Raw genomic sequence first — 25996 nt, 5'->3', positions numbered from 1 at the left:
TGATGATGCGCACTCTCTCGTCGATCGCCCTTGCCGCCGGCCTCCTGCTGGGCAGCACCACCTCGGCCATGGCCTCGGAAGAGGGCGGCCTGCCCTCGGCCGGCACCAACGTGCACGACCAGGCGGCGCTGCAGCGCGGCGCCAAGCTGTTCTTCAACTACTGCGTCGGCTGCCACTCGCTGAAGTTCGTGCGCTACTCGCGCATCGCCCAGGACCTGGGCCTGAGCGAGCAGGACGTGATGGGCAACCTCAACATGACCGGCGCGAAGTTCGGCGATCCGGTGATCTCGCACATGCCCGAGGATTCGGCCGCCACCTTCTTCGGCAAGGCGCCGCCGGATCTCTCGCTGGAAGTGCGCGCCAAGGGCGCCGACTGGGTGTACGGCTACCTCAACTCCTTCTACCTGGACCCGACCCGTCCGGTGGGCTGGAACAACACGGTGTTCCCGAACGCCTCCATGCCCAATCCGCTGTGGGAACTGCAGGGCCTGCAGACCGCGGTGATGCACAAGGTCGACGGCGAGGAAGCGGTCGAGAAGCTGGAGCTCTCGCGCCCGGGCAAGCTGAGCCCGGCCGAATACCAGCAGGCCACGCGCGACCTCACCACCTTCCTGGAATATGCCGCGGAGCCGGCGGCCCTGCAGCGCCAGCACTACGGCATCTGGGTGCTGCTGTTCCTGGCCGGGTTCACCCTGCTGGCGTATGCGCTGAAGAAGGAATACTGGAAGGACGTCCACTGAGACGTCGCTCCTTGGCCCAGCATGCGGCGGCCTAGGCCGCCGCATGCGCTTAGTCGATGGGGAGACCGCGCATGGTTCAAAGCGCACGTTCGCGATCCGTACTGGCCTTGTACTCGACCGCGGATGACATCCAGTGCCACCGCACCCGCCTGGTGCTCGCGGCCAAGGGCGTCAGCTACGAAAGAGTGATCGTCGATCCCGGCAAGCCGCCGGAGGATCTGCTCGACCTCAACCCCTACGCTTCCACGCCCACCCTGGTCGACCGCGACCTCACGCTCTATGGCACCTCGGTCATCTGCGAGTACCTGGACGAGCGCTATCCCCATCCGCCCTTGATGCCGATCGATCCGCTGTCGCGCGCGCGCCTGCGCCTGGCGTCGCTGCGCATCGAGCTGGACTGGCTGCCCGAAGTGGACACCATCCGCGCCGGCGGCCGCCCTGCCGACGCCGCGCGCAAGCGGCTGCGCGAACACCTGCTGGCCTCGCTGCCGCTGTTCAAGGCATCCAAGTTCTTTCTCAACCCGGAAATGAGCCTGGCCGACTGCCTGGTGGCGCCGGTGGTGTGGCGGCTGCCCTGGCTGGGCGTGGACCTGGGCCGCGAAGGCAAGCCGATCCTGGACTACGGCGAACGCCTATTCCATAGCCAGGGCTTTGCGCGCAGTATGACCACCGACGAAAAGGCCATGCGGCCTTGAAGATCAAAGAAGAGCAGTAAAGATCGATGAGCAGTAACGATCCGCATGTACCGATGAGTTCCAATCGCCCGTACCTGTTGCGGGCGATCTACGATTGGATCACCGACAACAACCTCACCCCCTACATCCTCGTCGACGCCGCGCGCGAAGGCGTGCGCGTGCCGCCGCAGGTGGTCAAGAACGGGCAGGTGGTGCTGAACCTGGCGATGCGCGCCGTCGCCAACCTGGATCTCGGCAACGAGTGGATCAGTTTCCAGGCGCGCTTCTCCGGCGTGAGTCATTCCATCCTGATCCCGGTGCACGCCGTGCTGGCGCTGTACGCGCAGGAGAACGGGCAGGGCATGATGTTTCCCGCCGACGAAGGCGGCGACCAGCCGCCGCCGGAACCGCCGTCGGACGACACGCCGCCGCCGGATAGCGGTCCGGATACTGGCGAGAAACCCCGCAAGGGTGCGCCGTTCCTGCGCGTCGTGAAATGAGCCGCTGACGTGAGCCGTGGCGGCGACAGCCGCCGCCACGCCCGATCGATCAATGCAGCCGGGTATCGCCTGACTTCCTGCCGTCCAGGCGTGGACGCAAAGGCACGACGTTGTCCGTCTCCGGCGCGTCGCCGTCATGCTCGGGGATGCGCGTCTCGATGGTCGGCAGGCTCAGGCCGGTCAGCCGGCCCAGCGCCATCCACAGGCGGCCGGGTTCGCGGTCGTCGCCGTCGATGCTCACCTCGAACGCATAGCAGCGTTCGAACACGCGCATGCCATTGAGCTTGCGCAGGCGGACGCTGCGCAGCCCCACGGTTTCGTCCAGCAGCTGCAGCCCGTGGCGCTCGCACTGGCGGCGCGCTTCGGCCGTGGCGATCTCGCGCAGGCGGCTGAGTTTCAGCCACGCCACGATGATGCTTGCCAGGAGCAGAAGCAGGAACATGTCGTCGAATCGGCCCATGCACGCCAGTGTGTGGTCGGCCGGGGCCGCCCGCAAGGTCCACTTGGGTGGGAAAGCGTGGCGCCTGGCGCGCCACGCCTGCAGGCTTAGTCCAGCTGCAGGCGCAGCGACAGGTCGACGGCGCGCACGTGCTTGGTCAGCGCGCCCACCGAAATGAAATCCACGCCGGTTTCCGCATAGGTGCGGATGGTGGCGAGGTCCACGTTGCCGGAGATCTCCAGCGGCACGCGGCCGGCGGCGATGGCCACGGCTTCGCGCATCAGCGGCGGGGTGAAGTTGTCGATCATGATGCGGTCGACGCCGGCGTCGATCGCCTGCTGCAGTTCGTCCAGGTTCTCCACTTCCACTTCGAGCAGCAGCTTCGGATGCAGCCGCCGCGCCGCTTCCACCGCCTGGGCGATGCCGCCCGCGGCGATGATGTGGTTTTCCTTGACCAGGATCGCGTCGTACAAGCCGACGCGATGGTTATGGCCGCCGCCGCAGCGCACCGCATATTTCTGCGCGATGCGCAGGCCGGGCACGGTCTTGCGCGTATCCAGCACGCGCACCCGGGTGCCGGCGACCGCTTGCACGTAGGTGGCGGTGGCGGTGGCCGTGCCGGAAAGCAGCTGCAGGAAGTTGAGCGCCGAGCGCTCCGCGCTCACCAGCGCGCGCGCCTTGCCTTCGAGCCGGCAGATCACCGAGCCCGGCGCCACGCGCGTGCCGTCGCTGGCTTGCCAGTCGATGCGCACGGAGGGGTCGAGGTGCCTGAAGCAGGCGTCGAACCATGCGGTGCCGGCGATCACCGCGTCTTCGCGGCAGGTGAGCGTGGCCTTCGCGTTCGCGTCGGCGGGCAGCAGTTGCGCGGTGGCGTCGCCGCTGCCGATATCTTCGGCAAAGGCGCGTTCGACATCGGCCAGCACGAGTTCGGCCGGCGGCGGGACTAGCGAAGGGGATGAGGGCATGCCGATATCATCAGGCTGATGTGATCAGCCCGATGTTATCAGGGCGCCGCGGTGGCCGGTTGGCTGAGGCGGCCCACGATGGCGTCGAGCGCGCGATCGAACAGCGCGGTGGATTCGAGCACGCGCGCACGACCGGCGATGATCTCGCGGGCCAGTTCGTACGGTGCGTAGTCGGCCACTTTCAGGCCGCGCCGGTTGACGAACAGATAGCGGCCGCTCATCGGGCTGACCCAGGACAGCTTGGCGCGCTCGATGGTGTCGCCTTCGGTGGCGAACTCCAGCCAGATGCCCGGCTTCAGCTCGTGCACCATGCGCAGTTCCGGCGTGTCTTCTTCCGCCTCGGGCACGGTTTCCTCGGCCTGCAGCGCGGCTTCGGTCTCGGTGATCGGCTGGATGTTGTCCGGGATCGGCAGCGCCGCGGATTCTTCCGCCGCCTGCACCTCGGCCGCCGGGATCGACTCGCCGAGCTGGTGGCGGTAGTAGGTGTGCAACTGGGCCAGCAGGCGCTCGATGTCGCTTTCCTGGAAGGCCACGTTGGCCAGGCCGCGGCGCAGCGAACGCTCGATGCCGGGCAGCATCTGACGCAGGATGCGGCGGTCGTCCAGCGAACGCGCGGGGCGCGTGCTGGCGATGAAGTCGTTGACGAAACGCAGCGAGTCGCGGAACTCCGAGGATTCCTCGCCCTGGCGCAGGATCGTCAGCACCATGTAGTTGGCCCAGGCGCGCGACAGGATGCCGTGGATCAGCGGCGGCAGCGAATGGTCGCCGATGCGCGTGAGGATTTCCTTGGCGGCGCGGCGGCGCGCCTGCTCCAGCTTCTCGCGGCCGCGGGTGGACTCGGCCACGCGCTGCTCAGCCAGTTCGGAGCGGCGGCGGCTCTGGTCCTGGAAATCCTGCAGGTCGAGGTTGAGCCGGTCGAAGATGGTCAGGTCGTCGTCGAACTCCTGCAGCAGGGCATCGACGATGGTCTTGACCTTGTCGTGCAGGCGGTGGTCGCGATCGGACTCGGGCGACCAGCCCTTGGCGACGTCGGCCAGGCTGTCCAGCAGGCGGCGGGCCGGATGCTGGCGATGGGCGAACAGCCGGCGGTCGAGGATCGCGGCCTTCAGGTACGGGATCTGCAGGCGCGCCAGCAGCACCTGCATCTCGGCGGGCAGGTTGCGGTCCTCGAGGATGAACTCGAACAGCATGCCGACGAGGTCGATGGTGTCCTCGTCCATGGTGGCGACCTGGCCGGGACGCTCGCCGCGCAAGGAGCCGATCTGCGTGAGCAGCTGTTCCTTGAGGTGGGCGACTTCCTGCATCACCGCCGTGGTGGACGTACCGCCGCGCAGCGGCAGCGGGCTGCCCACGGTGGCGGCCTGGCTCTGCAGCACGCTGAGCGCGCCGATCAGTTCGTTGACCGTGGGCACCTGCAGCGGGCCGCCGACCGGGAGGTTTTCCGGCATGCCGCCGCGGCGGGCGCTGAACAGCGTGCGCAGGGTCTGCAGCAACTCGGTGGAGGTGGCGTCGTCGGCCAGCGGCACGTCGCCGATCTGCGCGGCGCCCTGGGCGGCCGCGGCCGCGGCGACGCCGGAAGGAGCCGCCGCACCGCCGCTGCGCTGCACTTCGTGGCGCAGCTGCGGCAGCACGCCGGCGCGCACCAGCTCGGTGTTGATTTCCTGGTAAAGCTCGTCGAGCGCGGCCAGCACGTAGCGGTCGAACAGCTTGAAGATGATCAGCTTGACGCGCATTTCCGCCGACAGCTCGCGCATCGCCAGGCGGAAGGCCTGGGTGAGCGAGGCCGGGGCGACCGGATTGTTCGCATCCTCGACGCGGATGCCGCCGTAGATGACCGACAGGCGCTGGTTCACCGCGTACAGGTCGCGGGTCAGGCGCGTCTCGTTCTTGCCGATCATGCTGGTGATGGCGAGCGATTCTTCCAGCTCGTTGTCGGCGACCAGGGTCAGCTCGACCGAGCCGATCGGCAGCGGCGCGCCGGCGGCGGGGTTGGCGTTGGCGCGCTGCTGGGTGGCGAAATCGGCGATGGCGCGGGTGACCGCGGCCAGGAAGGCGCGCTCCACCGCGGGACGGCGCTTGCGCACTTCGCGCATGCCGTCGAAGTAGTGCATCTGGGCGGCGTTGTTCTCGGCTTTCTCGGCCAGATCGAACAGGGCGTCGTCGACATGCTCGAACATGCCGTTGACCAGCAGCTGCAGGCGGCGCGAGGCGATGTCGCGGACCGTATTCAACAGGGCACCGCCGCGCTCGCTGGAAGGATCCAGGCGCTGACTGAGACTGACGATGTTCGATGGCTCACTGGCGTTGTTCATCGCCACACCCCTGTGTGATGTGCTGCCGTCGTTCCGAGGCGGCTACGCCGACCGCATGACCGGAAACGATACGCGAAAGATCACTGTCATGTCATGCTCAGGTTCGCATCTGGGGACATTGCCGCCGTCCCGCAACCCACCATCCGGCCTGGCTCAGGCCGCCGCGGGGAAATCCCGCAGCTGGGTGGTGCCGATGCCCTCCTCGGGCAGCATCACGGGGATGCCTTCGTCGATGCGGTAGATGACCTTGCGGTCGACCGTGATCAGGCCTTCCTGCAGGGAGGCTTCCACCCGGGCGCCGGCCACGTTGTCGACCTGGCCCTGGGCGATGGCGGCGTTGAGGGCGTCCAGCTCGCTTTTGCCGAGCGGCCGCACCGGGGTCTTGCTGACCGGACAGCAGAGGATGTCGAGCAGGCGCTTGTCCATGTAGGGAGTCGTGTGGTGACGCGGAAAGGTCCGTACAATAGCCCCTTTTGGATGGCCGGACCATGACTTCGACAGGCAAGGCGCCGCTGGTGGGCGTAGTGATGGGCTCCCGTTCCGACTGGGAAACCATGGAGCATGCGGCCAGCGTGCTGACCGAGCTGGGCGTGCCGCACGAAGTGCGCGTGGTCTCCGCGCACCGCACGCCGGACCTGCTGTTCCAGTACGCCGAAGAGGCCCCGGGCCGCGGCATCCAGGTGATCATCGCCGGCGCCGGCGGCGCCGCCCATCTGCCGGGCATGCTCGCGGCCAAGACGCGGCTGCCGGTGCTGGGCGTGCCGGTGCAGTCCAAGGCCTTGAACGGCATGGATTCCCTGCTTTCCATCGCGCAGATGCCGGCCGGCATCCCGGTCGGCACCCTGGCCATCGGCCGCGCCGGCGCCACCAATGCCGGGCTGCTCGCCGCATCCGTGCTGGCGCTGCACGACGCGGAACTCGCCGCCGCGCTGGACGCCTTCCGCGCCCGCCAGACGCAGACCGTGCTGGACAACCCGGACCCCCGCCAATGAGCGCGCGCCGCCAACCCGTGCTGGGCATCCTCGGCGGCGGCCAGCTGGCGCGCATGCTGGCCCTGGCGGCGGCGCCGCTGGGCGTGAAGACTCTGGTGGTGGACAGCGCGCCCGACGCCTGCGCCGCCCAGGTCGCGCCGCTGCTGGCGGCGGACTGGACCGACTACGCCGCGCTGGAAGGCTTCGCGCGCCAGGTCGACGTGGTCACCTTCGATTTCGAGAACGTGCCGGCCGAAACCGCGCACTGGCTGGCCGAGCGCGTGGCGGTGTTTCCCGCTCCGCGCGCGCTGGCAGTGGCGCAGGATCGGCTGGCCGAGAAGACCCTGTTCCGCGAGTGCGGCCTGGACACGCCGGCCTTCATGGCGGTCGACACCCGCGCCGATCTCGATCGCGCCCTGGCCACGGTCGGCGCGCCGGCCATCCTCAAGACGCGCCGCCTCGGCTACGACGGCAAGGGCCAGTTCCGCCTGCGCAGCACGGCCGACGCCGACGCGGCCTGGGCCGCGCTGGGCGCGCAGGCCGCCGCGCATGGCCTGATCCTGGAAGCCTTCGTGCCGTTCGAGCGCGAGCTCTCGGTGGTGGCGGTGCGTGGCCGCGACGGCGATTTCCGTACCTGGCCGCTGACCCAGAACTGGCACACCGACGGCGTGCTCTCGCTCAGCCTGGCCCCGGCGCCCGCCGTCGGCGGCCTGCAGCAGCGCGCCACCGCGCTGGCCCGCACGCTGGCCGAGCGGCTGGAATACGTGGGCGTGTTCGCGCTGGAACTGTTCGTCAAGGACGGCCAGCTGCTCGGCAACGAGATGGCGCCGCGCGTGCACAACTCCGGCCACTGGACCATCGAAGGCGCCATCACCAGCCAGTTCGAGAACCACGTGCGCGCCGTGCTCGGCCTGCCGCTGGGCGACACCGGCGCGCGCGGCCTGTCGGCGATGTTCAACTGGATCGGCGAGCTGCCCGACGCCGCGCCGGTGCTGCGCGCGGTCGATGGCCACTGGCACGACTACGGCAAGCAGCCGCGCCCGGGCCGCAAGGTGGGGCATGCGACGGTGTGCGCGACGGATGCGCAGTCGATGGCGCAGCGGCTGGCCGACCTGGCCGGCGCGCTGGAGCGCGAAGCGCAGGCGGAACCCGCGGTGCGCGTGCTGGGCTGACCGGCCGCGCGGCAGGCACCACAAAAAAACGGAGCCGTCGCCGGCTCCGTTTTTTCATGCGGACCCTGGAGGGATCAGGCCAGGTTCTTGGCCGCGAAGTCCCAGTTCACCAGGTTCCAGAACGCTTCCACGTACTTCGGGCGGGCGTTGCGGTAGTCCACGTAGTAGGCGTGTTCCCACACGTCGCAGGTCAGCAGCGGCTTGTCGCTGCCGGTGATCGGCGTGGCGGCATTGGAGGTGTTGACGATGCCGAGCGAGCCGTCCGGGCGCTGCACCAGCCAGGTCCAGCCGGAACCGAAGTTGCCGACGGCCGACTTGGAGAACTCCTCCTTGAACTTCTCGAACGAGCCGAAGGCCTTGTTGATGGCGTCGGCCAGCTTGCCGCTGGGCTCGTTGCCGCCCTTGGGGCTGAGGCTGTTCCAGTAGAAGGTGTGGTTCCACACCTGGGCGGCATTGTTGAATACGCCGCCGGACGACTTCTTGATGATGTCTTCCAGCGAGGCGTTCTCGAACTCCGTGCCCTTGATCAGGTTGTTGAGGTTGGTCACGTAGGCCTGGTGGTGCTTGCCGTAGTGGTACTCCAGCGTCTCGGCGGAGATGTGCGGCTCGAGCGCATTCTTTTCGTAGGGCAGGGGGGGGAGTTCGAACGCCATGGGAGGCTCCTGGGCGGTTGGCTAAGGAAAGTCGCGGCGGGCGCCGCGGGACGGCGGGCCGGTGCGCGACTGATACACTACCGATCTTGCCGCATTGTAATGATGAATCCCCGAGCTATGGACGTTAACGAGCGAATCAAGGCCGTGCTCGCCGAGCACCCCATCGTGCTCTTCATGAAGGGCACGCCGCAGTTCCCGATGTGCGGCTTCTCCAGCCGCGCCGCGCAGGCGTTGAAGGAGGCGGGCGCCGAGGTGCATGCCGTCAACGTGCTGGCCGATCCGGAAGTGCGCGCCGCGCTGCCGCACTACGCCAACTGGCCCACGTTCCCGCAGCTGTTCATCCAGGGCGAGCTGATCGGCGGCTGCGACATCGTCGAAGACCTCAAGGCCTCCGGCGAGCTGGCGCGCATGGTGCTCGACGTCAGCGGGGCGTCGCAGGCATGACGCTGGCCAGTGTTCGCTTTCCCGCCGGCTGGTCGGTGCAGCCGGGTTCGCTGGCGCATCGCGTGATCCTGGTCACCGGCGCCTACGGCGGCCTGGGCAGCGCGGTGGCGCATGCCGCGGCGCGCGCGGGCGCCACCGTGGTGCTTACCGGCCGGCGCAAGCGCCAGCTCGAACAGCTCTACGACGCGATGGTGGCCGCGCAGTTGCCCGAGCCGGTGATCCATCCACTGGACCTCGAAGCCGCCACGCCGAACGACTACCAGGCCGTCGCCGACGGCCTCGAATGCGACTTCGGCCGCCTCGACGGCATCGTGCATGCCGCCGCCAGTTTCGACGGCCTCACGCCCATCGGCATGCACAAGCCGGACGAATGGCTGCGCGCGCTGCACGTGAATGTGTCCGCGCCGTTCGCGCTGACCCAGGCCTGCATGCCGCTGCTCACCGCCGCGTCCGACAGCGCCGTGGTGTTCGTGCTGGACAACCCCGAGCTGGTGCGCAAGGCGCACTGGGGCGCGTACGGCGTGTCGAAGGCCGCGACCGAGCGCTTCGTCGAGATCCTGCACCAGGAAACCGAGCACACGCCGCTGCGCGCGCACGCGCTGCTGCCGGCGCCGATGCGCACCGCGCTGCGCCGCCAGGCGTATTTCGGCGAAGACACCAGCAAGCTGCCGCTGCCGGATGCCACCGCGGAAGCTGCGGTCTATCTGCTCAGCCCGCAGGGCGCGGCGGCGCGCGGCGGCATGCTCGACCTGCGCCATGATTGAACGCATGTGCGCAGTACAGGGGAGCTGAAATGGAAACGCAGATGACCACGCTGTCGGCGGCGATCCTGCTGTTCCTGATCATGGATCCGCTGGGCAACATCCCGATCTTCCTCAGCCTGCTCAAGGATGTGGCGCCCAAGCGCCGGCGCCGCGTGATGGTGCGCGAGCTGCTGATCGCGCTGGGCGTGCTGCTGGGTTTCCTGATCGGCGGCCAGCACCTGCTCAAGCTGCTGCAGCTGCGGCAGGAATCGATCAGCATCGCCGGCGGCATCGTGCTGTTCCTGATCGGCATCCGCATGGTGTTTCCGCCGGCGGACGGCGGCGGCATTTTCGGCAAGTCCGGCGAAGGCGAACCCTTCATCGTGCCGATGGCGATCCCCGGCGTGGCCGGCCCGTCGGCGATGGCCGCGTTGCTGCTGCTCACCAATACGCAGCCCGGCCGCACCGCCGACTGGGCGATCGCGCTGCTCGGCGCCTGGCTGGCGACCGCGGTCATCCTGCTGTGCTCCACTTATCTGTTCCGCTGGCTCGGCGAGAGCGTGCTCACCGCGCTGGAGCGGGTGATGGGCATGCTGCTGATCGCGCTGTCGGTGCAGATGTTCCTGGGCGGGCTGGCGGCGTATCTGCATCTCGCCGTTTGAAACGATCCGGGCAGATTTGCTCGGTACGATTCCCTCGATACAAACACCCGTGCCGAACGGCTTGCCCTCCCGGGATCACCTTGCTGTCATAATCCGCGGCGAGCATGGGCGAAGTCGTTAAGGAGACGATCATGCTAAGCGTCGAACAGACCCTCACTGAACGTCTGCCATGGCTGGCTCAGCATCCCGGTCTGCTGCGTTCGGCGGCGGGCCTGCTGGGCCGCCTCGCCGATGAAGGCGGTTTCAATCGTGTCCTCACGGCCATCGGCGAAGCCGAGGGTTTCGACTTCGTGGAGAAGTCGCTGGAAGTGCTGGGCGCGAACTACTACGTCAATCCGCGCGAGCGCGAGAACATCCCGGTCGAGGGTGGCGTGCTGGTGGTGGCCAATCATCCGCTGGGCATGGTCGATGCGCTGACCCTGCTGCACCTGGTCGGTTCGGTGCGCAGCGACGTCAAGATCCTCGGCAACGACTGGCTGGCTTCGATCCCGCAGCTCAATCGCCTGATGCTGCACGTCGACGTGTTCGGCAAGGGCGCGGCGTCGCGCATGCGCGAAATTTTCCGCGCGATGGACCGCGGCGAAGCGCTGATCGTGTTCCCGGCCGGCGAAGTCTCGCGGATGCGCCCGGACGGCGTGCGCGACGGGCGCTGGTCCGACGGTTTCGCGCGCCTGGCCTTCCGCAGCAAGACGCCGGTGCTGCCGATCCACGTCGCCGCGCGCAATTCCACCATGTTCTATGGCCTGTCCATGCTGGCCAAGCCGCTGAGCACCGCGATGCTGCCGCGCGAAGCGGTGGCGCCGATCAAGCGCCGCATCGGCTTCAGCGTCGGCGCCCTGGTGAGCGCGGACGAGCTCGAACAGCGCAGCGAGGGCTCGACCCAGCGCGCCGCCAAGCTGATGCGCCGCCACGTGTACCGCGTGGGCCGCCATCGCGGGCTGATCTTCGGCGGGCAGGCGCCGATCGCGCATCCGGAACCGACCGAGCGCGTGGTGGCGGATCTCGCCGCGCGCGCCGAAAAACTCGCCGACCTCAACGACGGCAAGCAGGTGCTGCTGCTGCAGGGCGCCACCGACAGCGCGGCGCTGCGCGAGATCGGCCGCCTGCGCGAGCTCACCTTCCGCCGGGTCGGCGAGGGCACCGGCGCGCGGCGCGACCTGGACGTCTACGACCCGCATTACGAGCACCTGGTGCTGTGGGATCCGAAGGCGCTGCGCATCGTCGGCTCGTATCGCTTCGGCCACGGCGGCAAGATCATCGCCGAGCGCGGCATGAAGGGTCTCTACACCTCCAGCCTGTTCAATTATTCGCCGGCGCTGGAATCGCGCCTGGCACAGGGCCTGGAGCTGGGCCGCAGCTTCATCGCGCCGGCTTACTGGCGTTCGCGTGCGCTGGACCAGCTGTGGCAGGGCATCGGCCTGTACCTGCAGCGCCACGCGGACCTGCGCTACCTGTTCGGTCCGGTCAGCATGTCGGTGAGCCTGCCGCGCGAAGCGCGCGAGTGGATCGCCGCGGCCCACCAGCATTATTTCGGCGTGACCGGCCTGGCCGCCGCGCGCCAGCCGTTCGTGATTTCGCCGGCGGTGATCGACCTGGTGCGCGCTGCGCTGGAAGGCCTGGATCCGGCCGCCGGCCTGGGCAAGCTCAAGCACCATCTGGATGCGCTGGGCGTCAGCCTGCCGGTGCTGTACCGCCAGTACGTGGACCTGGTGGAGCCGGAAGGCGTGCAGTTCCTCGATTTCGGCGAAGACCCGAGCTTCTCGGGCTGCGTCGATGGCCTGGTCATGCTGGACCTGGCCACCTTGAAGCCCGCCAAGCGGGCGCGTTACCTGGGTAAATCCTAGGGAAAGTTCTTATGCCGTAGCCCAAGTCAGGCTGCTAGCCTGACTTAAGCTTTCGTTGGTCCGTCATGTGCCGCGGCCGTGCCGGACCCCAGGGGACGAAGGCTGGTGGTTTAAGTACCTCCGTGGTCAAGTAACTGTTTTATCGTCACTTGTGTCGCACTCCACTGCAGTGGTATGGGGCGGCGCAGAGATAAAAAGAACGTGAAACCGTTACATAAGTGTCATAGAATGCCGTTAAAGTCCGTTTAACACTTTGTTGGCAGGCGGGGCGGTCTCGCCACAAGAAAGCAGCACCAAGCAAAGCTTCGGACAGCTACAAAACATTCCGGGGAAACCAATCTGCGTGGAATCACTGCCTGGCTGGAGCCGGGCATCGGCATTTTTGGTTTCCGCTCGTCAGTTTTTTTAAGTTGCGCGCCCAAGGGGTCAATCACAGTGAATAGCCGAATTCGTGCCAAGGTCCTGCCGTTTGCGATCGCGTCGATGCTCGCCATGTCGGTGCCGGCGATCGCCCAGGACACGTCCTCCTCCATCAGCGGCCGCGTGCTCGATGGCAATGGCCAGCCGGTTGCCGGCGCCACCGTGCAGATCGTGCACGAGCCGTCGGGCACCACCAAGACCGTCACCACCGACGCCAACGGCCGCTACGCCTCCTCGGGCCTGCGCGTGGGCGGTCCGTTCGACGTCAAGGTGACCAAGGACGGCCAGACCACCGAGCAGGACAACGTCTTCCTGCAGCTGTCGCAGGACACCGCGGTGAACCTGACCGTCGGCGCCGCCGTCGCCGCCAAGAACCTGGAGGGCGTGACCGTTTCCGCCACGGCCGGTTCGCAGCTCTTCACCTCGGAGAACAAGGGCCTGTCGACCAACGTGTCGCAGCGCCAGCTCAAGATGACCCCGGCGCCGAGCGGCAACATCGCCGACATCGCCCGCCTCGATCCGCGCGTGAACGTGGACCACGTCACCGGCGCCATCTCGGCCAACGGCCAGAACGCCCGCCTCAACAGCATCAAGGTCGACGGCCTCGGCGTGGGCGACCCCTTCGGCCTGAACGGCAGCGGCCTGCCGACCGTCGGTTCGCCGATCGCGATGGACACCATCGAGGAATACTCGATCTCCACCGCCAACTATGACGTGACCTCCGACTCCGTCGGCGCCGAAATCAATGCCGTCACCAAGAGCGGCACCAACGATTTCCACGGCTCGGTGTACTACACCTACAAGAACACCGACGACATGGTCGGCAAGGCCGGCTGGCTGCAGAAGAACCGCGACTACACCGAGTTCGACACCAACTGGAAGGCGGGTGTGACCTTCGGCGGTCCGATCATCAAGGACAAGCTGTTCTTCTTCGCCAGCTACGAAAAGGAAAAGGTCACCGGCCTGAGCTCGGGCGCCGCCAACGGCCTCGACAGCACGCTGACCGGCGGCTCCACCAGCAACAAGATCTCGCCCAGCGACCTGGCGCGCATCACCAATGCCGCGACCCGCCTCGGCCTGACCCCGGGCAGCCTCGGCGCCGACGCCGGCACCCTGGACGACAAGCGCTACCTGGCCAAGCTGGACTGGAACATCACGGACCACCACCGTGCCAGCTTCGCCTACCAGCGCACCAAGGAATTCAAGCCGAACCCGCAGGGCAACAGCACCAACTCGATCGGCCTGAGCAGCTACTGGTACAACGTCGCCACCGACAACAAGAACTACACGCTGCAGTTCTTCGACGACTGGAGCGACATCTTCTCGTCCGAGACCAAGCTCTCGTACAGCGACTTCTACCTGCACCGCACGGTGTCGACCCAGCAGCCGCAGATCACCGTGCGCGCGAGCAACGTCACCAGCACCTCCGCGCCGACGGTGAACCTGGGCGAAGACCAGTTCAGCCACTACAACTCGGCCAAGGTGAAGAACCTGGGCGGCTTCTGGGCCGGCACGCTGTACCTGGGCGACCACACGGTGAAGGGCGGCATCGACTACAGCCGCAACCGCATCTACAACCTGTTCGGCCGCACCGAGTTCGGCGCGTACACCTTCAACAGCATCCCGGCGATCGAGCAGGGCCTGTACTCCAGCTACAGCCTGTACCAGCCGGCGCCGGGCTACGACATCAACGGCATCGCGGCGAAGTGGGAACTGCGCGAGCGCGACGTGTTCCTGCAGGACACCTGGCAGGTCAACAACAACCTGTCGGTGCAGTACGGCTTCCGCGTCAATCACTACATGACCGACGACAAGCCGCTGTACAACGCCACGTTCCAGCAGCGCTTCGGCTTCAGCAATGCCGGCACCATCAATGGCAGCACCCTGGTGCAGCCGCGCTTCTCGTTCAACTACACCTTCGACACCGAGCTGAAGACCCAGCTGCGTGGCGGCGTGGGCCTGTTCCAGTCCAGCCCGCCGACCGTGTGGATGACGAACCCGTACCAGAACAACGGCATCAACATCGTCACCTACCAGTACGACCGCCAGACCTCGGGCCTGTGCCGCTTCGGCAACAACAACAACGTGCCGTGCCCGCCGTTCAGCTCCAACCCGCTGCAGCAGAACACCTCGGGCGCCGGCGTCACCCCGCAGATGGCGGTGGACTCGATCGATCCGAACTTCCAGCTGCCGAGCGTGTGGAAGGCTTCGCTGGCGATCGACCGCGAGCTGCCGTGGTGGGGCGTGATCGCCACTGCGGAATACCAGCGCCTGGAGACGCGTAACGGCATCCTGTACCAGAACCTCAACATCGGCGCTCCGTCGGGCGTGCTGCCGGATGGCCGCTTCACGTACTACGGCTGCATCGGCGGTGCGCAGTCGGTCGGCGGCGGTACCGGCGCCAACTGCGGCACCAACCCGAACGGCACGGTGACCGGCGGCGCGATCGTCAACAACTCGCGCATCCGTTCCGACGCCCGCTTCGCCCAGGGCGTGACCTACCTGACCAACACCAGCAAGGGCAAGGCCGAGTCGCTGACCCTGTCGCTGAGCAAGCCGTTCTCCGACAGCTGGGCCGCCAGCCTGAGCGTCACCGGCTCGCACGCCACCGAAGTGAACCCGGGCACCTCCAGCCAGGCCACCTCGAACTTCAGCAACAGCGCCTGGACCAACCCGAACGAAGACGTCGCCTCGACCTCGAACACCAACGTGCCGCTGCGCGTGAATGCTTCGGTGGCCTGGTCGCACAACTTCTTCGGCAACTACGCCACCACCGTCAGCCTGTTCTACGACGGCCACAAGGGCGTGCCCTACAGCTGGGTGTTCGGCAACGACGCCAATGGCGACTCCTACTCGCGTAGCGACCTGGTCTTCATCCCGAACCCGGGCCAGGTGATCATCTCGGCGCCGACCCCGGCCCAGGCCGCGAAGCTGGAGCAGCAGTTCTACGCGTTCATCAAGAGCGACGACTACCTGCGCGACCACCAGGGCAAGATCGCCGGCCGCAACGCCGCCAAGTCGGCCTGGGTCAACCAGCTCGACCTGAGCTTCAGCCAGGAAGTGCCGGGCATCTTCAAGGGCAACAAGGGCGAGATCCGCCTGGACATCTACAACGTCCTGAACCTGGTGAACGACAAGTGGGGCCAGCAGAACTACGTCGGCTTCCCCTACACCCGCACGCTGGCGAACTTCGCGGGCGTCGACAAGGCCACCGGCAAGTACATCTACACCCTTCCCACCGACCCGAACGGCAACTACCAGCCGGGCCAGAAGACGATCTACGACAGCTCCACCGACAACAGCGCGACCAAGGTCAACCCGGCCTCGCGCTGGTCCGCCATGCTCAGCCTGCGCTACACGTTCTAAGCCGGACGTTTCAAGCCAAGCTGCTCGTTGCAGACAGAAAACCGGCGTCCCTCGGGGCGCCGGTTTTTTTATGGGGGGAGGTTGACCGGCCCGGTTCGCCGGGGCCAAGCTAGCCGGCCGCCCCAGCTTGGGCGGTGTGTAGCCGCGGTTCCGCGGCCGAAGGAGATTCGATGAACGACGTTCACGCCGGCAAGTCCGGCAAGCAGGCCACCGTCAGCGCGCGCATTTCGCCCGCCGGCGGCCTGGACATCCTGTCCCGCAACGAGGTGGCGCGCCTGCGCGACGCCAGCGGTTCGGGCATGCACGCGCTGCTGCGCCGCTGCGCGCTGGCGGTGCTGACCTCGGGCAACATCAGCGACGACCCGCGCTCGATGTTCGAGCAGTTCCCCGATTTCGACATCCAGGTGCTGCAGCAGGATCGCGGCATCAAGATCGAGCTGCAGCACGCGCCGGCCCAGGCCTTCGTGGACGGGCAGATCATCCGCGGCATCAACGAGCTGCTGGTGGCCGTGGTGCGCGACATCGTCTACGTGTCCACCCAGCTGGAGCAGGGCGGCTTCGACCTGGACGACACCGTCGGCATCACCCACGCGGTGTTCGAGATCCTGCGCAACGCGCGCATCCTCAAGCCGCAGATCGACCCGAACCTGGTGGTGTGCTGGGGCGGCCATTCGATCTCGCGCGACGAGTACGAATACACCAAGCAGGTGGGCTACCAGCTCGGCCTGCGCGGCCTGGACATCTGCACCGGCTGCGGCCCGGGTGCCATGAAGGGCCCGATGAAGGGCGCCGCCATCGCGCATGCCAAGCAGCGCCGCCGCGGCAACCGCTATATCGGCGTGACCGAGCCGGGCATCATCGCGGCCGAATCGCCGAACCCGATCGTCAACAACCTGGTGATCATGCCGGACATCGAGAAGCGCCTGGAGGCCTTCGTCCGCATCGGCCACGGCATCATCGTGTTCCCGGGCGGCGTGGGCACGGCGGAGGAAATCCTCTACCTGCTGGGCATCCTGCTGCATCCGGACAACGCCGGCATTCCGTTCCCGCTGGTGTTCACCGGCCCGCGCCAGTCGGCTGCGTATTTCGAGCAGATCGACAAGTTCCTCCGCCTCACCCTGGGCGACAGCGTGGCGCAGCACTACCAGATCATCGTCGACAACCCTGCCGCCGTGGCGCACGCCATGGTGCGCGGCATCGACAAGGTGCGTAACCACCGCCTGGACAACAAGGACGCGTTCTTCTTCAACTGGGCGCTGAGCATCCCGTACTCGTTCCAGATCCCGTTCCGCCCCACCCACGAGGCGATGCGCGGCCTGGCCATCCACCGCGACCGCCCGCGCCACGAACTGGCCGCCGACCTGCGCCGCGCCTTCTCCGGCATCGTCGCCGGCAACGTGAAGGAGGAGGGCGTGCGCGCGATCGAACAGCACGGCCCCTTCGACATCGACGGCGAGGCCGACATCATGCGCGCCCTGGACGAACTGCTGCAGGCCTTCGTCGTGCAGCACCGCATGAAGCTGCCCGGCGGCGCGGCCTACGTGCCGTGCTATCGCGTGCTCTCCCACTGAGCAGGAAGTTTCCAGCCCCGGGCTGTCAGGCTTGACAGCCCGGACAGCTGACTTCAAACTACGCGACTCACCCCGCCCGATTAGCTCAGCCGGTTAGAGCACTTGACTGTTAATCAGGGGGTCGTTGGTTCGAGTCCAACATCGGGCGCCATATACCGCAAAGGGCCGCGAGTAATCGCGGCCCTTTGTTTTTGTCTGCGATCGATAGATCCAAACAAGCTCTGGCTTGGCTCGCGCTGATGCCCCGGTGCGCCGCGCGTGCCTTGCGCCGCACGGTATATTCCCGCTGAGCTGGCACATCAGCCATTACAGGGGAAGTAGACGATGACGAAGTGGAGTGTGCTGGCCCTGGGGCTGGCGGTGTTGGCGTGGGTGCCGCAGGCGGGTTGTGCCGAGGTGGCGGGCAAGGGCTCGCAGCAGAAGGTGAGCCTTTCGCCTTCGTGCCAGGGCAAGCCGGCCAAGGTCGACGACGAAGGCTTCGTCGTCATCGGCGGCATCGAGCAGTGGGTGACGGCGAAGGGCGATAGCTGCGCCAGTCCCGTGCTGCTCTTCATCAGTGGCGGCCCCGGCAATCCGCTCAGCGGCATTTCCGACAGCGTCTACGGTGCCGGGCAGCGCGACTTCATCGTCGTGCAGTGGGACCAGCGCGGTTCCGGCATGACCTTTGGGCGCAGTCCTCCGGCGCCGGATGAGAAGCTCAGCATCGAGCGCATGGCCGAGGATGGCAACGAGCTGGCCGCTTATCTCGCCAAGCGCTACGGCAAGCGGAAGGTCATTCTGTGGGGCAGTTCGTGGGGTTCGATCCTCGCCGTGCATATGGCCAAGGCGCATCCGGAATTGTTCTACGCCTACGTGGGCACGTCGCAGGTCGTCAATTCCGTGGAAACCCAGGGCGAGAGCTACAAGAAGCTCCTTGCATTGGCGACCAGCGCGAACGACAAGGAATCACTGGCCGTACTCGAACAGGTCGGAACGCCTCCGTGGACCGACCCGCGCAGCTTCGGAAAGGTGCGGCGGATCATCCGCAAGTACGAGGCGAAGGTCACGCTGCCGCCACCGGACAGCTGGCATCGCGCGCCTGCCTACACCACGCCTAAGGCGGAAGCGGATTACGAAGCCGGCGAGGACTATTCCTTCCTCAACTTTGTCGGCATGCACGGCGACGGCATGCTGTCGCAGGTCGACCTGCCCAAGCTGGGCACGGACTTCGCCATCCCGGTTTACTTCATCGAAGGCGCGCACGATCTGCTGGCGCCGCCGGAGATGGCGCGCCGGTATTACGAGTCGATCACCGCGCCGCACAAGGGCTGGGTCTTGCTGGAGCATTCCGGGCACGATCCGAACCAGGAAGTGGTGGACGCCGAGTACAAGGTGCTGCGCGAGAGTGTGCTGCCGTTGACCCGCGGCAAGTAGCGCGGGCTGCTTCGGGCGGGCACTGTGGCCGTACGCTGCCATCGGGCGCCGGACAAAAGGACTTGCCTCGTGGCAAGTCCTTTTGCATTCGGATCGCCGCAAGCCCGCCGGCGAAGATCGCCCGGCTGGTCCTAAGGCTGGACTTGCTTGTTCACCGTCAACGACGTGTTGCGCATCCAGAGCTCGCTCGGCTGAGAAGGATCGGAAGGCTCATCGAGCCCCTTCACCAGCACCAGCTGCTCGCTCGTGCCCTGCTCGATGCGGGCGATCTTTACCGCCTCGGGCTTGTCGAAAGCGGCGCAGCGTCCGTTGATGTAGTTGAAGAACCCGGCCTTGTCGCCTTGCTTGGCAAAGCCCGCCGCTGTCTCCAGGTCCTCCTTCGCTTTGCATCCAATGGTTGCGTGCCTGGCGTAGACCGTCAGCCCTTCCTTGAGCGTGCCGCCATCGGCGGACGGTGCCGTGGGGCCGTGATGGCAGCCAGCCAGACTTGCGGTCAGGGCTGCGGCCAACCAGGTGCGATGCGAGAGGTTCATGACCTTCCTTCGTCCAAGTAAAGCCGCATCATAGCCGCTGGCTTTATGCGCCCGCGCACTGGTGCAATTGCGCCGGCGTGGCCTTGCCGCCACGCACACGCCCCGCATTCGACACCTTCACGCTCAACGCCCGGCCGTCGATGCCGCGATGGCAGATCAGCAAGCTGATATTGCTGCCGCCCGCCGAACCATCGGCCTGGAACTGCACGCTGCGGCGGCCTTGCGGGCTGCGGATGCTCAGCTGGCCGGAAGGGCTGACGCGGCGGACTTTCGGCGGCCCTTCGAGCTGGCCCGGCCGGTCTCCGCGCAGGCCGATCAGCCAGCCTCCATCCCAGCCCGCTTCGTCGCTGCAGCGGTCGCCGTCGCGGGTGGGGCAGGCGAGCGCGACCCGGCCGGTCTGCACGGCCAGCGCCCGGGTGTGGTTAAGCAGGGCGATCAGCCCGGTCTGCGCACTGCGCAGTTCGGTGTTGGCCTGCAGGCGCCGCAGCGAAGGCAGGCCGATGCAGGCCAGGACCGCGGCGACCGCAAGCACGAACAACTGCTCGATCAGCGTCACTCCCCGCGGCGGCAGATGGCGTGGCGGCAGCCCTGGCATGCTCGGAACTCCCTGGAAACCAAGGCCCATGCTAGGCCGACGCCCGGCACCTGCCTGCCGGCCCTTCACGCCGCATCCTGTCAGAACCTGCTGACAAACCCTGTCAGCAGGAGCAATTTAAAATGTCCGGAAACGACCGCATGTGACTTCCATGACCGACCGTTTCGAACTCGTCTCCCCCTATCAGCCCGCCGGCGACCAGCCCCAGGCCATCCAGCGCCTGGTGGAAGGTTTCGACGCGGGTCTCGCCGCGCAGACCCTGCTGGGCGTGACCGGCTCCGGCAAGACCTTCACCATCGCCAATGTGATCCAGCAGGTGCAGCGCCCGACCATCGTCATGGCGCACAACAAGACGCTCGCCGCGCAGCTGTATGGCGAGTTCAAGGAGTTCTTCCCGCACAACGCGGTGGAGTACTTCGTCAGCTACTACGATTACTACCAGCCGGAAGCCTATGTGGTCGCGTCCGACACCTTCATCGAGAAGGACGCCTCGATCAACGACCATATCGAGCAGATGCGCCTGGCCGCGACCAAGGCGCTGCTGTCGCGCAAGGACTCGCTGATCGTCGCCACCGTGTCGGCGATCTACGGCCTGGGCGATCCGGAGGATTACCTCTCGCTGCGGCTGATCCTGGCGCGCGGCGAGCGCATCGAGCAGCGCGCGCTGATCCGCCAGCTGACCGAGCTGCAGTACACCCGCAACGAGCTGGAGCTGCGCCGCGGCACCTACCGCGTGCGCGGCGAGATCATCGACGTGTTCCCGGCCGAATCGGAAACGGAGGCGCTGCGCATCGAGCTGTTCGACGGCGAGGTGGAAAACCTCTCGCTGTTCGATCCGCTCACCGGCGAGACCATCCGCAAGGTGCCGCGCTACACGGTCTATCCGCGTACGCATTACGCCAGCACGCGCGAGAGCGTGCTCAACGCGATCGAGACCATCAAGGTCGAGCTGAAGGACCGCCTGGAATACCTGTACAAGGAAAACAAGCTGGTCGAGGCGCAGCGCCTGGACCAGCGCACGCGCTTCGACCTGGAGATGATGGCCGAGGTCGGCTACTGCCAGGGTATCGAGAACTACTCGCGCCATCTCACCCGCCGCGGCCCCGGCGAGCCGCCGCCGACTTTGTTCGATTACCTGCCGGCGGATGCGCTGCTGGTGGTCGACGAATCGCACGTGACCATCCCGCAGCTCGGCGCCATGTACAAAGGCGACCGCTCGCGCAAGGAAACCCTGGTGGAATTCGGTTTCCGCCTGCCCTCGGCGATGGACAACCGTCCCTTGCGCTTCGAGGAATGGGAGCGCCGCGCGCCGCGCACCATCTATGTGTCGGCCACGCCCGGCAAGTACGAGCTGGAGAAGTCCGACGACTCGGTGGTGGAGCTGGTGGTGCGTCCGACCGGCCTGATCGACCCGGAAGTGGAAGTGCGTCCGGTGCGCACCCAGGTGGACGACCTGCTGAGCCAGATCCACGAGCGCGTGGCGATGGGCGATCGCGTGCTGGTCACCACGCTGACCAAGCGCATGGCCGAGAACCTCACCGAATACCTGAGCGAGCACAAGATCAAGGTGCGCTACCTGCATTCGGACATCGAAACGGTGGAGCGCGTGGAAATCATCCGCGACCTGCGCCTGGGCGAGTTCGACGTGATGGTCGGCATCAATCTGCTGCGCGAAGGCCTGGACATGCCGGAGGTGTCGCTGGTGGCGATCCTGGATGCCGACAAGGAAGGCTTCCTGCGTTCCAGCGGCTCGCTGATCCAGACCATCGGCCGCGCCGCGCGCAACGTGCGCGGCAAGGCCATCCTTTACGCCGACAACATCACCCGCTCCATGCAGGTGGCGATGGACGAGACGGCGCGCCGCCGCGAGAAGCAGGTGGCCTACAACGAGGAACACGGCATCGTGCCGCAGTCGGTGGTGCGCCGCATCGCCGACATCATGGAAGGCGCGCGCAGCGCGGTGCCTACCCGCGGCCGCGGCGCCAAGGGCGCGAAGGCCGCCGCGGTGGCGGAGCAGGGCGCGGACTACAAGGCGCTCAGCGCCGAGCAGGCCAGCGCCATGATCAAGAAGCTGGAGGCGCAGATGTACAAGCACGCCGAGAACCTGGAGTTCGAGGACGCCGCCCGCCTGCGCGACCAGATCCACCAGCTGCGCGAGAAGGCTTTGCGCTGAGTCCCCGGTGGAGGGGGGCGGCAGTTGTGGCTGTCCGGCGGCTCGTGTATGCTACGCGGCTCGCGCCGTCCTGCGGTGCGGCTGTGGGCGGTTAGCTCAGCGGTAGAGCACTTCCTTGACATGGAAGGGGTCACAAGTTCGATCCTTGTACCGCCCACCATCTTCAAAAGCCGGAATTCTCAAGAGCTTGGCTCTCCTGGGGTTCCGGCTTTTTCTTTGCCCGCGTGCCGGGCCCGGCAGACCTCGCCATCACGGTTCATCCGCAAGACTGTCCGGCGAATCCCGCCGGTTTCGGTGTGGCTGCGCCATGGCAGGCCGTCCGCGAGGCGGGCCTCCGCCGCCCATAAAACATAGGACAGGGGTATCGCCATGAGTATCGGCAAGTCGCTTCAGGACGATCTGGCGGCAGCGGGCGGATCGGCGCTCGTGGGCCACCAAACGGCGCTGCCCGACGCGAAGGCACGCACGGTCCAGGACAAACTGGGCGACGTCGTCACCATCAAGGACTTCGGCGCGGTCTGCGACGGCAAACACGACGACACCGAAGCGATCAACCGCGCCCTGGCCTCCGGCACTTCACGCCTGCGTTTCGTGGGGACTTGCCTGGTTTCGAAAACGCTGTTCTATCCCGGCGACATCGTGATCGAGTTCGATCACGGCGCTTCCATCGTTCCCGTGCCGCTGGACTGGTTCCAGCGCTTGCGGCTTCACGGCCGGAATTGGGGCTATGCCATTTTCATGAACGTCAATTGGCAGGCCGACGCCATCACCGACAGGCACGCCACCTTCATCAACACGCGATGCACGCCTCCTTTCGCGTGGGATGGCCATTTCATCGGTGCGCGCATGTTCGGCAACCTGCAGGTCATCGGTTCGTACTGCACGAATATGGCGGACGTGGTCTCGAACATGGGTTGCTGCGACGTGATCGTGCGGGATGGCTGGTGCCAGGCGATCAGCAACTGCGCCTACGATTTCTGGGAGGGCTCGAAGCGTATTTCGGTGCTCAACTGCACGGGCTACGACGTCAATGCGGGCGTCAATTTCAACGCCACGGACACCCACGTGACGCTTGGGCTGGTGGCGGACAGCCTGCTGATCGACGGCTGCCGATTCTTCAACTGCCCCGCGGGCGGAATCTATGTGGCGCCGCTCAACGAAAGTTCCAGCTGCACGCATATCAAGATCACCAACAATCTGATCGACCAGGCCGAAGGCGTTTTTGGCGTTCCGCGGGGCGCCACCTGGGGCGGCATCGTCGTGCTGCGTTCAACGGTGGTGGAGATTCGCGGCAACACCTTGTCGCGCATGCCGGCGGCCACGGCGCCCATCCTCGTTGGCCTCGATGATTTCGGTTACGGCGATACCGCGGATGTCACGGACAATACGATCCTGGCCAGCGCGATCGGTTCAACCGCCTATATCCAGGTCTATGGAGCCCGTTCGAAGGTGCAGGACAACCGCGCCATCGGCAGTACGGCCGAGGGTGGTTTCGGCATCGCGGTCAATTCGCCGTCGACCGTGGTCGGGCCCAACGATATGGCCGGTGCAGGCATGTATCTGATCAACCAGAACCAGGGCGGTGGCGCCACCGCGCCCGCGTTGCAGCTGGACCAGGACACGGCCAATGGATTGTGGCGGTACCGCCAGCCGATCCAGGCGCCGTCGGTTCGCCAGGAGGCGGGCTATGCGCTGGTTGCCGCGGGCACCGATCAGGCGACGGCGCTGGCTCTCGCCACGCCCTACAGTTTCATCGCGGCGGGCGAAGCCAATGCAGGCGTGGCGCTTCCGGCCAATGCCGGCCGGGTTGGAGAGGAATGGGTCATCTGGAATCATGCCGGCACGGCGATCGTCGTCTATGCCGCGCCAGGCGACAGCATTTCCGGTTCCGCTTCGGTAGCCCTGGCGGACGGCGAGAAAATCCGCCTGGTGGCGATCACGCCCACGCTATGGCTGATCGCCTGAGCGGCCCGGCGTCCTGCCCGGAAATCGTTGATACGGCGATGGAGAAGGGCGACGGGTTGGTGCGCGTGCGCAGCGGCGCCAGTGGACGGCTGATTATGGTCCGGGTGATTGCCCCGGGCGCAGTGGAGCCGGTGCTCGACGCCGCGCCCGCGGGCGATGGACCTGCGAACGATGTGATTTGCAGCCGCACGCACTGACGGCCGGCATGGATCGACGTACCATCGCGCGGTTGCCCCCGCCGAGCGAATCGCCATGACCTATCTGTGGATCAAGAGCCTGCACCTGCTGTTCGTGATGGCCTGGGTGGCCTCGATCTTCTATCTGCCGCGGATCCTGGTGAACATCGCCGAGGCCGGCAGCGAGCCGGCGATAAAAGCCCGGCTGGAACTGATGGGGCTGCGGCTGTACCGCTTCGGGCACAGCATGTTCGGCATGGCGCTGCTGTTCGGCGCCACGCTGTGGCAGGGCTGGCGGCTGTTTCCAGGCACGCTGCCGAACTTCGGCGCGGCTCACTGGCTGGAGGCCAAGCTGACGCTGGTGCTGCTGCTGCTGGCTTATTACGTATGGAATGGCCGGCTGGTGAAGCGCAGCGCCAAGGGCGGCGCGCTGCCCGGCGCGCGCACCCTGCGCATCATGAACGAGCTGCCGGTGCTGGTGCTGCTGCTGATCATCTTCCTGGTGATCGCCAAGCCGTTCTGATATCGCGCCGATGCCGCGGGCTCAGGCGAGCCCGTGGTATTGGCGGTACCACGCGACGAAGCGGCGCACGCCTTCCTCGATCGTGGTGCCCGGCGCATAGCCCACGTCGCGGCGCAGCGCGGAGACATCCGCCCAGGTGTCCGGCACGTCGCCCGGTTGCATCGGCAGCAGGCGTTTTTCCACGCTGCGGCCGAGGTGCTGTTCCATCAGCTCGATAAAGCGCAGCAGCTGCACGGGCTGGTCGTTGCCGATGTTGTAGACGCGATACGGCGCTGAGGAACTGCCGGGATTCGGCTGCTCCGCGTCATAGGCCGGGTCGGGCCGGGCGACGTGGTCCAGCGTGCGGATCACGCCTTCGACGATGTCGTCGATATAGGTGAAGTCGCGGCTGTGGTTGCCGAAGTTGAACACGTCGATCGGCTCGCCGCGGCTGATGCGGTCGGCGAACAGCATCGGCGACATGTCCGGCCGGCCCCAGGGGCCGTACACGGTGAAGAAGCGCAGGCCGGTGGTGGGCAGGCCGAACAGGTGGCTGTAGGTGTGCGCCATCAGCTCGTTGGCTTTCTTGCTGGCCGCATACAGGCTGACCGGATGGTCGACCGGGTCTTCCACCGAGAACGGCAGCTTGCGGTTGGCGCCGTAGACCGAGCTGGACGAGGCGTAGACCAGGTGCTCCACGCCGTGATGCCGGCAGGCCTCCAGGATGTGGGTGAAGCCGACCAGGTTGCTGCGTACGTACGACTGCGGGTTCTTCAGCGAATAGCGCACGCCGGCCTGGGCGGCCAGGTTCACCACGCGCTGCGGCTGGAAGCTGGCGAAGGCCTGCTCGATGGCCTCGCCGTCGGCCAGATCGGCGCGCAGGTGCGTGTAGCCCGGATGCGCGGCGAAGCGGGCCAGGCGGGCTTCCTTCAGGGCCGGGTCGTAGTAGTCGTTGTGGTTGTCGATGCCGTACACCTCGTCGCCGCGGGCGAGCAGGCGCTCGGCGAGGGCGGAGCCGACGAAGCCGGCGGTGCCGGTGACCAGGATGCGCATGGGGCTTTACTCTGAAAAAGATGCCCACAAATTCTATCGGCGCTGAATTGACACAGGAACGGCGCTAAACTAGCGTTTCGTCCTTCCTATCGAACGGAAACCAAGGTGGC

24 protein-coding genes and 2 tRNA genes are annotated in these 25996 nt (G+C 66.7%); 18 read left to right on the top strand and 8 right to left on the bottom strand.

Features of this window, described 5'->3' with window-relative positions:
* Positions 1-2: 2 nt before the first annotated feature.
* The 3 genes from FHW84_RS00770 to FHW84_RS00760 all read left to right on the top strand — a co-directional run bounded on the left by FHW84_RS00770 (position 3) and on the right by FHW84_RS00760 (position 1914).
* The gene (locus tag FHW84_RS00770) at positions 3-740 is read left to right on the top strand and encodes a cytochrome c1 (RefSeq protein WP_167252219.1); all 738 of its coding nucleotides are present in this window, start codon (positions 3-5) and stop codon (positions 738-740) included.
* 71 nt (positions 741-811) lie between these two features.
* Entirely contained in the window at positions 812-1435 is a 624-nt protein-coding gene (locus tag FHW84_RS00765) for a glutathione S-transferase N-terminal domain-containing protein (RefSeq protein ID WP_167252218.1), read from the top strand.
* A gap of 53 nt (positions 1436-1488) precedes the next feature.
* Complete coding sequence (locus FHW84_RS00760) at positions 1489-1914, top strand: ClpXP protease specificity-enhancing factor (RefSeq protein ID WP_167252217.1); 426 nt, start codon at positions 1489-1491, stop codon at positions 1912-1914.
* A gap of 49 nt (positions 1915-1963) precedes the next feature.
* Here FHW84_RS00760 and FHW84_RS00755 read toward each other — a convergent pair whose 3' ends face one another.
* The 4 genes from FHW84_RS00755 to FHW84_RS00740 all read right to left on the bottom strand — a co-directional run bounded on the left by FHW84_RS00755 (position 1964) and on the right by FHW84_RS00740 (position 6056).
* A complete protein-coding gene (locus tag FHW84_RS00755) occupies positions 1964-2356 on the bottom strand; it encodes a DUF3301 domain-containing protein (RefSeq protein WP_243867798.1) in 393 nt (130 codons plus the stop codon).
* Between the two features lie 104 nt (positions 2357-2460).
* Complete coding sequence (gene nadC, locus FHW84_RS00750; protein ID WP_167252215.1) at positions 2461-3318, bottom strand: carboxylating nicotinate-nucleotide diphosphorylase; 858 nt, start codon at positions 3316-3318, stop codon at positions 2461-2463.
* 38 nt (positions 3319-3356) lie between these two features.
* Complete coding sequence (locus FHW84_RS00745; protein ID WP_167252214.1) at positions 3357-5630, bottom strand: DUF1631 domain-containing protein; 2274 nt, start codon at positions 5628-5630, stop codon at positions 3357-3359.
* A 153-nt stretch (positions 5631-5783) separates the two neighbouring features.
* Positions 5784-6056: a Trm112 family protein gene (locus FHW84_RS00740; RefSeq protein WP_167252213.1), complete on the bottom strand. Its 273-nt coding sequence runs from the start codon at positions 6054-6056 to the stop codon at positions 5784-5786.
* A gap of 62 nt (positions 6057-6118) precedes the next feature.
* Here FHW84_RS00740 and purE point away from each other — a divergent pair, with 62 nt between their 5' ends.
* Together purE and FHW84_RS00730 are read left to right on the top strand one after the other, a co-directional pair.
* Positions 6119-6622: a 5-(carboxyamino)imidazole ribonucleotide mutase gene (gene purE, locus FHW84_RS00735; protein ID WP_167252212.1), complete on the top strand. Its 504-nt coding sequence runs from the start codon at positions 6119-6121 to the stop codon at positions 6620-6622.
* Positions 6619-7773 carry a 5-(carboxyamino)imidazole ribonucleotide synthase gene (locus FHW84_RS00730; RefSeq protein ID WP_167252211.1) on the top strand — a complete coding sequence of 385 codons (1155 nt, stop codon included), beginning with the start codon at positions 6619-6621 and terminating at the stop codon, positions 7771-7773. Before purE ends, FHW84_RS00730 begins: the two co-directional genes overlap by 4 nt.
* A 74-nt stretch (positions 7774-7847) precedes the next feature.
* Here FHW84_RS00730 and sodB read toward each other — a convergent pair whose 3' ends face one another.
* A complete protein-coding gene (gene sodB, locus FHW84_RS00725) occupies positions 7848-8426 on the bottom strand; it encodes a superoxide dismutase [Fe] (RefSeq protein WP_167252210.1) in 579 nt (192 codons plus the stop codon).
* A 117-nt stretch (positions 8427-8543) separates the two neighbouring features.
* On the opposite strand from sodB, the gene grxD reads away from it, so the two are divergent.
* From grxD to FHW84_RS00685, 8 genes are all read left to right on the top strand, one after another.
* Complete coding sequence (grxD, locus tag FHW84_RS00720) at positions 8544-8870, top strand: Grx4 family monothiol glutaredoxin (protein ID WP_026633449.1); 327 nt, start codon at positions 8544-8546, stop codon at positions 8868-8870.
* Positions 8867-9634: an SDR family NAD(P)-dependent oxidoreductase gene (locus FHW84_RS00715; RefSeq protein ID WP_167252209.1), complete on the top strand. Its 768-nt coding sequence runs from the start codon at positions 8867-8869 to the stop codon at positions 9632-9634. Before grxD ends, FHW84_RS00715 begins: the two co-directional genes overlap by 4 nt.
* Before the next feature lie 41 nt (positions 9635-9675).
* On the top strand, positions 9676-10275 hold the full coding sequence (locus FHW84_RS00710; RefSeq protein WP_167252208.1) for a YhgN family NAAT transporter: 600 nt from the start codon (positions 9676-9678) through the stop codon (positions 10273-10275).
* A 131-nt stretch (positions 10276-10406) separates the two neighbouring features.
* The gene (locus FHW84_RS00705) at positions 10407-12119 is read left to right on the top strand and encodes a lysophospholipid acyltransferase family protein (RefSeq protein ID WP_167252207.1); all 1713 of its coding nucleotides are present in this window, start codon (positions 10407-10409) and stop codon (positions 12117-12119) included.
* Between the two features lie 435 nt (positions 12120-12554).
* A complete protein-coding gene (locus FHW84_RS00700) occupies positions 12555-15905 on the top strand; it encodes a carboxypeptidase regulatory-like domain-containing protein (RefSeq protein ID WP_167252206.1) in 3351 nt (1116 codons plus the stop codon).
* Between the two features lie 170 nt (positions 15906-16075).
* Positions 16076-17476, top strand: coding sequence for a nucleotide 5'-monophosphate nucleosidase PpnN (ppnN, locus tag FHW84_RS00695; RefSeq protein WP_167252205.1), 1401 nt, complete (start codon positions 16076-16078; stop codon positions 17474-17476).
* 74 nt (positions 17477-17550) lie between these two features.
* Positions 17551-17627: transfer RNA gene (locus tag FHW84_RS00690), tRNA-Asn, on the top strand.
* A gap of 173 nt (positions 17628-17800) precedes the next feature.
* A complete protein-coding gene (locus FHW84_RS00685; protein ID WP_167252204.1) occupies positions 17801-18889 on the top strand; it encodes an alpha/beta hydrolase in 1089 nt (362 codons plus the stop codon).
* Between the two features lie 131 nt (positions 18890-19020).
* On the opposite strand, the gene FHW84_RS00680 is transcribed toward FHW84_RS00685, so the two are convergent.
* A complete protein-coding gene (locus tag FHW84_RS00680; protein WP_167252203.1) occupies positions 19021-19422 on the bottom strand; it encodes a hypothetical protein in 402 nt (133 codons plus the stop codon).
* A gap of 43 nt (positions 19423-19465) precedes the next feature.
* On the bottom strand, positions 19466-20017 hold the full coding sequence (locus FHW84_RS00675) for a GspH/FimT family pseudopilin (protein ID WP_167252202.1): 552 nt from the start codon (positions 20015-20017) through the stop codon (positions 19466-19468).
* A gap of 151 nt (positions 20018-20168) precedes the next feature.
* On the opposite strand from FHW84_RS00675, the gene uvrB reads away from it, so the two are divergent.
* The 5 genes from uvrB to FHW84_RS00650 all read left to right on the top strand — a co-directional run bounded on the left by uvrB (position 20169) and on the right by FHW84_RS00650 (position 24854).
* Entirely contained in the window at positions 20169-22190 is a 2022-nt protein-coding gene (gene uvrB / locus FHW84_RS00670; protein WP_167252201.1) for an excinuclease ABC subunit UvrB, read from the top strand.
* 85 nt (positions 22191-22275) lie between these two features.
* Positions 22276-22350: transfer RNA gene (locus FHW84_RS00665), tRNA-Val, on the top strand.
* A gap of 209 nt (positions 22351-22559) precedes the next feature.
* Positions 22560-24155, top strand: a complete 1596-nt coding sequence (locus tag FHW84_RS00660; protein WP_167252200.1) for a hypothetical protein — start codon at positions 22560-22562, stop codon at positions 24153-24155.
* The gene (locus FHW84_RS00655) at positions 24140-24352 is read left to right on the top strand and encodes a hypothetical protein (protein ID WP_167252199.1); all 213 of its coding nucleotides are present in this window, start codon (positions 24140-24142) and stop codon (positions 24350-24352) included. Before FHW84_RS00660 ends, FHW84_RS00655 begins: the two co-directional genes overlap by 16 nt.
* Before the next feature lie 55 nt (positions 24353-24407).
* Positions 24408-24854, top strand: coding sequence for a CopD family protein (locus FHW84_RS00650; protein WP_167252198.1), 447 nt, complete (start codon positions 24408-24410; stop codon positions 24852-24854).
* Between the two features lie 21 nt (positions 24855-24875).
* Here the strand turns inward: FHW84_RS00650 and FHW84_RS00645 are convergent, their stop codons facing one another.
* Entirely contained in the window at positions 24876-25886 is a 1011-nt protein-coding gene (locus FHW84_RS00645; protein ID WP_167252197.1) for an NAD-dependent epimerase, read from the bottom strand.
* Between the last annotated feature and the right edge of the window lie 110 nt (positions 25887-25996).

Source organism: Dyella sp. SG562 (genome assembly GCF_011759495.1).
GTDB lineage: Bacteria > Pseudomonadota > Gammaproteobacteria > Xanthomonadales > Rhodanobacteraceae > Dyella_D > Dyella_D marensis.
This window is presented reverse-complemented; position numbering and strand designations above follow the sequence as displayed.